This window comes from Bacillus sp. P4_D3 (genome assembly GCF_056401855.1).
Genome location: NZ_JBFUIN010000177.1, coordinates 1 through 6,363, shown reverse-complemented (window position 1 = coordinate 6,363; position 6,363 = coordinate 1). Strand labels below are relative to the sequence as shown.

Below are 6,363 nucleotides of genomic sequence, written 5' to 3'. Positions count from 1 at the left end.
GATTTCGCAGACATTGTATTAGTTGGTGATACATTTGATAGTTCTTTCCAAGAGGCGCAGCGCTATTGTGTAGAAAATAGGATGACATTTGTACATCCGTTTGATGATCCGTATGTCGTTGCTGGTCAAGGAACAGTCGCTGTTGAAATTATGCATGATATGGAGAAACCAGTTGATTATATATTTACAGCAATTGGCGGTGGTGGATTAGCATCTGGTATTGGTACATATGTAAAGGGGGTTAGTCCTACTACAAAGGTAATCGGTGTAGAACCGATGGGAGCTGCATCTATGAAAGAAGCTTTTCTTCAAAATGAAAATGTTGCATTAGAAAAGATTGATAGTTTTGTTGATGGAGCAGCTGTTAAGAAGGTAGGAAAGTTAACTTTTGAAACATGTAAAGATGTAATTGATGACATAGTTTTAGTACCAGAGGGAAAGGTTTGTACGACGATTTTAGAACTGTATAAGAAAAATGCAATTGTAGCAGAGCCAGCTGGTGCGCTTTCTATTGCGGCACTTGATCTATACAGAGATGAAATAAAGGGAAAAACAGTTGTATGCACGTTAAGTGGTGGAAATAATGATATTGATAGAATGCAAGAAATGAAAGAACGATCCCTTATTCATGAAGGATTAAAGCACTATTTCATTATTGAATTTCCGCAACGTTCAGGAGCACTACGAGAGTTTCTTGATAAAGGATTAGGACCGGAAGATGATATTACTCGCTTTGAGTATATTAAGAAACATAATAAAGAAAATGGTCCAGCTTTAGTGGGGGTAGAATTAAAGCATAAGGAAGACTATGAAGCTTTAATTACTCGTTTTCAAGAAAATAACATTCAATTCGTGGAGCTTAATAAAAATCCTGTGCTGTTTGATTTACTTATTTAATAAAAGAAAAGAGTTAACATACAATTCTACTTGAAATAAAAAAGATAGATACAGGAGGGAAATCCTGCTTGTTCTATCTTTTTTATTCTTTGAAAGTTAAACGAAATACGCTCCATATTCAAGAAGGATAAAGCTAGTTAACCAAAAAAGTATTGCAATACGAATGATTACATACATTGTAAATTCAAAGGGAGTAAGTTTTCTCTCTCGCTTTATTTTTCTTAGAAGTCTAACAGAAAAAAATGAACATAAAAGCAGGATCGCTATAGATATTTTATACACGTTTTCTAACAGACTTATATTTTCTAATAAGTTTTTCAGCATATTCATCACCTATCCCGTAATGTATGTTACAGAGAAATGAATTTCGTGCTGTTTAGTTGCGTTTGTTTATTATTTTCCCAGTATCATCAATTTCTACATCAGTTGAAACCGTTTGTAAATATTGCAGTGCTTTTTTCTTTTCCTCTTCATTTACAGGAGAAACTTGGTTGTTGCGAATGATGTAAGGATTGAATGACATTTGGACATCCTTACCTTTAAAGGTTAAAGTTAATACGCCTGTTTCGGCACTCTTTCCATTTACATAATTCGGGAATAAAAAGTTTCCTAACGAGTATGCGATAGGAACTTTATTGTAATACTCAAATCCTTGTAACCAATGCGGGTGACTTCCAACGATTGCATCAGCACCCGCCTCTACCATTTTCGGAACATATTGTTTCTGGTATTCTATTGGACGATTAGATTTTTCGACGCCCCAATGCATATAGACGATTACATAATCAGCATCTTTCTTTTGCTCTTGAATCGTTTTTGTTACAAGATCTAGGTCATATCCGTTTGCAACGCCAGGTTTATTGTCACCAGCTACCCAATTAAAGTTAGGCATAAAGCGTACAAAGGWAAGAAATTTAAACTTTTTTCCTTTTACAGTTAGTTCACGAGCAGTATAAGCATCTTCAGCATTTTTTCCGGCTCCAGTGTAAGGTAGTTTTAATTTTTCGACGTGAGAAATGGTGTCTAGTAGTCCATCTTGCCCATAATCAAGCGTATGGTTATTGCCAATGTTCACGATGTCATATCCGGTGTTTTTAATGGCTTGTAGTGTGGATGGATCACTTTTAATCCAAAATTGTTGCCCAGGTACTCTTTTTTCTCTCGTTGTAAATGCTGACTCTAAATTAACAAAAGAAATATCAGCTTTCGTTATTTCTTCTTTTACGTGTTGGAATGGATAATCAGCCCCACTTTTTTCGATTACGGGACGTAATTGCCAATCGAACATTGTATCACCAGAGAAGGTGAGTGTGATTTCAGGGTCTTCGGTTTTCTTTTCGCTTTTTGAAGCTGTTTTACTAGATTTGTTTTGCACATCAGGTTTGTCTTTCGCTTTTGAAATAAAAGAGTAGTTGATTAATAAAACAATTGGTGTAATGAAAAAGGCTATTAACAGAAATCGTTTTAGTAAAGTTTTCATAAATACCTTCCCTTTTGAGTTTATCCCGCAATTAGATTAATAATGAATCTACTAAAGGCAATCGGTCTTTGTATAGTTACAAAAAAATAGCGGGTTATGTAGTGAAAAACGTTTGTTAATATTCACAATATTACGTTAACATATAGGTAACCTGTAAATCAATGTATAAACCAAAATATAGAAATAAAGAATTCGAAGGGTGAAGAATGAGAAATGGTTATATTAGGAGCAGTTGTAAATGGGATTTGTATTATATTTGGTACTTTACTTGGTAAATTATTTAGTGCGATTCCAGAAAGTATGAAGGGAACAATTATGCATGCAATTGGTTTAGCGGTTACTGTACTTGGACTTCAAATGGCATTAAAAAGTGAAAATTTTCTTGTTGTCATACTAAGTTTAGTTATTGGTACGGTAATCGGAGAATGGCTACAATTAGAAGAAAGGTTAAAACTGTTAGGGGATTGGCTAGAAAATAAAGTTGGATCGAAAGGGAAAGGGAGCATATCAGAAGGCTTTGTAACAGCCACGCTTATTTTTGCAATCGGAGCGATGGGGATACTTGGTGCATTGGACAGTGGGATTCGCGGAAATCATGATATTTTATTTACAAAGGCGATTATCGATGGATTCATTTCTATTATATTAACGACAACTCTAGGAATTGGAGTGGTATTTTCAGCAATTCCAGTGATTTTATATGAGGGAGGTATTGCAGTTTTTGCAACACAAATTAATAGTTTTGTACCAGAGAAATTAATGAATCAATTTATAGTTGAAATGACAGCAACTGGTGGTATTATGATTTTTGCAATTTGATTAAACTTACTTGGATTCATTAAAATTAAAGTAGCAAATTTACTTCAAGGGATATTAGTAGTTGGGATAATTGTTTCAATTATATATATTTACGGCTTGATATCAAGTTATTAGGGGGAAGTGATGTATATGGAGGAATTTCAATTTACAAAACGTGCACATAAAATATTGGAGATTGCAACGCGAGAGGTTGAGTGTAATAAAGGTATTATTCATCCTATGCATCTATTTATAGGAGCTTGTAAGGAAGGTAATGGAGTTTGCGCGGAGTTACATATGTATTTATTTCACACGGTGGGTATGGATTTTTTAGCAAAGGTATCGCTGCTCCAACAATATTATGCAAATGAAATAGAATACATAAATGTTGGGGAGTTTAAAGTTTCAAATAAGACGATAGAAGTTTTACAAGTAGCAAAGAAACGGATGGACCGTTTTCAGCAAGTATTAATAAATGAAGGGCATGTTTTATATGCACTGTTTCAAGTTGATACAGTTATTGAAAAGGTTATAAGTAAAAACGTGCAAAAAGAGCTGTTGAGTATTACATCTGAGTCAAGAGACTTAACCGTTGATTTAAAAAGATTTAATCCTATTTATAATAATTTTAATGTTAGAAGAGCTGTCTTTTCTGATTTTGAAAAGTTGGCACGTTTTGTTAAGGATGAATTTGGTGAACGTTGGTTAAAATCTTTAGATTATGGATTTCGGACATATAAAGAGGAGTTACCTATTTTTATTGCTGAGCAGGAAGGAGCAATCATTGGTTTCGCTTGTTACGATGTTGTGAGAGGAAAAAAAGGGTTGTTTGGCCCGATGGGTACAGCGAAACATAATCGTGTGAACGGTGTTGGGAAGACGTTATTGAATCATTGTTTATATAACATGAAGAAAAGCGGATATGAGTATGCAATTATAGGACAAGCAGGTCCGATTGAGTTTTATGAGAGGTGCTGTAATGCACGTTTAATACCCATAGGAGATAATTAACTCTATCCCTTTGCAAAGAATGCAAAGGGATAGAGTTTTATTATGTATAAATCAAATTACTAAACTTTTTCCAGGAAACGGTGTAGAATGGGTATCTAATGAAAGAAGGTGTGAAAATGGCCAGCTGGAAACGAAATTTAATGATTTGTTGGCTAGGTTGTTTTACCACTGCAGCCGGTATGAGTTTAGTAATTCCTTTTTTATCTTTTTATATTGAGGAATTAGGGGTGACCGGCACTTCTAGTATTGCACAGTGGTCGGGACTTGCATTTGGTGTAACATTTTTAATGGGTGCGATTGTATCACCGATATGGGGAAAGCTGGGTGATATACATGGACGGAAATTGATGCTTATACGTGCTAGCCTTGGTATGGCGATAATTATGACGCTTATGGGGTTTGTGACAGATGTGTATCAATTAGTCGCACTTCGGTTTTTAATGGGATCGGTATCAGGTTTCCTTTCTACAGCGATGACACTTATTGCTGCAGAAACTCCGCAAGAACATTCAGGTTGGGCAATTTCTACAATCTCAACTGGAGGCGTGAGCGGTTCGTTACTTGGGCCGATACTCGGAGGTTATTTGTCAGAGTTAATCGGAATGCGCCATGTTTTTCTAGTTACAGGAGCTTTCTTATTCCTGTCCTTTCTTATCGTCTTTTTCTTCTTACATGAGGAGAAACATTCTGCTAAAGAAAAAAAGGCACAGCCGAAAAAAGTATGGACGATGGTCCCTGCAAAACATTTAATAATAAGTTTATTTGTAGCAACGTTTATTATTCAGCTTGCAAATATGTCGATTCAACCTATTATTACGTTGTATGTAAAGCATTTGGCAGGACCAGGAACAGATCATATTGAAATGCTTGCAGGTGCAGTCATGTCTGCGACAGGATTAGCAGTTATTTTAGCAGCTCCTAAGCTAGGAAGATTATCAGATCATATTGGACCTCAAAAAACGTTAGTTGTAGCGTTGTTTGCTGCAGGAATTATTTTTATTCCGCAAGCATTTGTAACCTCAGCTTGGCAACTATTAATTCTTCGCTTTTTATTAGGTATTGCACAAGCAGGACTATTACCTTCCGTACAAACTCTACTAAAACAACATACGCCAACCCATGTAACGGGACGAATATTTGGATATAATCAATCATTTCAGTTTTTAGGAAATATGATTGGGCCAGTACTTGGTGGACAAATTGCAGCTCATGCAGGCTTCCAATATGTTTTCTTCTCTACATCATCACTATTATTTATTGCGTGCATTTGGGTTTATTTTCATAGTAAGAACGAAGAGGTATCAGAGAAACGACATTTGGAAGTTAGTTAACTATGTGAATGAAAAACAGAAAAAGGATGAAGCAATATTGCTTCATCCTTTTTCATTAAAATTGAAGGCAAAGATAACTTAATGTACCAAGCTCGTAGCTACGGTGAATGACCGTACCGTCGTTCTCACCACTACCCATCGCGATAAATAGAGGAACAAAATGTTCCGCTCTTGGTACAGCTAATTGTGCATGAGGAGCATTTTTTTCCCAGTTAAACAATGCATCTTTATCGCTAGTATGCATATGATTTATAATCCAATCATCAAATTCAATCGCCCATTGTTCCGGAGTTGTTTCATTCCATTTTAATGCTCGTAAATTATGAACAGTAACTCCGCTGCCGATTACTAAAATATCTTCTTGTCCAAGTCCTTTTAGTGCTTCTCCAATTTCAAATTGTTCTTTTGCAGGAAGGAATGGATTTACTGATATTTGTACGACAGGAATATTGGCTTCTGGGTACATACGATGCAGGAGTGTCCATGAACCATGATCTAAACCTCTCGTCATATTATGATGGACTGGAATGCCTTTGTTTTTAAATTTTGTTTCTAGCATAGACGCAATGCTAGAAGAGCCTTTCGCATGATATTTGATTTCGTATAACTCAGGAGGAAAACCTCCAAAGTCATAAATTGTTTCATATACTTCATCTGAAGAGGAGATCGTTAATACTTCACTTTCCCAGTGAGCGGTAAAAATAACAATAGCTTTCGGTTTATATGTTTCTCCAAGTGTCTTTAAAAAGCGTGTATAGTCTGTATCTTGAATAGCAAGCATAGGTGATCCATGTGCTAAAAATAGTGAGGGCATCATGATTAAAACCTCCTAAAAATATATTAATT

At 35.5% G+C, this 6,363-nt stretch carries 6 protein-coding genes and 1 pseudogene; 4 read left to right on the top strand and 3 right to left on the bottom strand.

What is annotated here, in order from left to right:
- The coding region (gene ilvA / locus AC1DTM_RS16245) for a threonine ammonia-lyase IlvA (protein WP_477000484.1) at positions 1 to 897 on the top strand (897 nt) is incomplete at its 5' end.
- A gap of 96 nt (positions 898 to 993) precedes the next feature.
- On the opposite strand, the gene AC1DTM_RS16240 is transcribed toward ilvA, so the two are convergent.
- On the bottom strand, positions 994 to 1,221 hold the full coding sequence (locus AC1DTM_RS16240) for a hypothetical protein (RefSeq protein WP_012260734.1): 228 nt from the start codon (positions 1,219 to 1,221) through the stop codon (positions 994 to 996).
- A 52-nt stretch (positions 1,222 to 1,273) separates the two neighbouring features.
- Positions 1,274 to 2,377 (bottom strand): CapA family protein, encoded by a 1,104-nt coding sequence (locus AC1DTM_RS16235; RefSeq protein ID WP_477000483.1) that lies wholly within the window; start codon positions 2,375 to 2,377, stop codon positions 1,274 to 1,276.
- Positions 2,378 to 2,590: 213 nt separating this feature from the next.
- Here AC1DTM_RS16235 and AC1DTM_RS16230 point away from each other — a divergent pair.
- From AC1DTM_RS16230 to AC1DTM_RS16220, 3 genes and pseudogenes are all read left to right on the top strand, one after another.
- Positions 2,591 to 3,310: pseudogene (locus AC1DTM_RS16230) on the top strand (DUF554 domain-containing protein).
- Between the two features lie 15 nt (positions 3,311 to 3,325).
- The gene (locus AC1DTM_RS16225; RefSeq protein WP_033714760.1) at positions 3,326 to 4,186 is read left to right on the top strand and encodes a GNAT family N-acetyltransferase; all 861 of its coding nucleotides are present in this window, start codon (positions 3,326 to 3,328) and stop codon (positions 4,184 to 4,186) included.
- Positions 4,187 to 4,302: 116 nt separating this feature from the next.
- The gene (locus tag AC1DTM_RS16220; protein ID WP_002086285.1) at positions 4,303 to 5,517 is read left to right on the top strand and encodes a multidrug efflux MFS transporter; all 1,215 of its coding nucleotides are present in this window, start codon (positions 4,303 to 4,305) and stop codon (positions 5,515 to 5,517) included.
- A 55-nt stretch (positions 5,518 to 5,572) separates the two neighbouring features.
- Here AC1DTM_RS16220 and AC1DTM_RS16215 read toward each other — a convergent pair whose 3' ends face one another.
- Positions 5,573 to 6,334: a DODA-type extradiol aromatic ring-opening family dioxygenase gene (locus AC1DTM_RS16215; RefSeq protein ID WP_016104508.1), complete on the bottom strand. Its 762-nt coding sequence runs from the start codon at positions 6,332 to 6,334 to the stop codon at positions 5,573 to 5,575.
- Between the last annotated feature and the right edge of the window lie 29 nt (positions 6,335 to 6,363).

What these genes read in the sequence shown, in the direction of transcription:
- AC1DTM_RS16240 (WP_012260734.1), bottom strand. Translation starts at nt 1,221, where the DNA reads ATGCTGAAAAACTTATTAGAAAATATAAGTCTGTTAGAAAACGTGTAT.
- AC1DTM_RS16225 (WP_033714760.1), top strand. Translation starts at nt 3,326, where the DNA reads ATGGAGGAATTTCAATTTACAAAACGTGCACATAAAATATTGGAGATT.
- AC1DTM_RS16220 (WP_002086285.1), top strand. Translation starts at nt 4,303, where the DNA reads ATGGCCAGCTGGAAACGAAATTTAATGATTTGTTGGCTAGGTTGTTTT.
- AC1DTM_RS16215 (WP_016104508.1), bottom strand. Translation starts at nt 6,334, where the DNA reads ATGATGCCCTCACTATTTTTAGCACATGGATCACCTATGCTTGCTATT.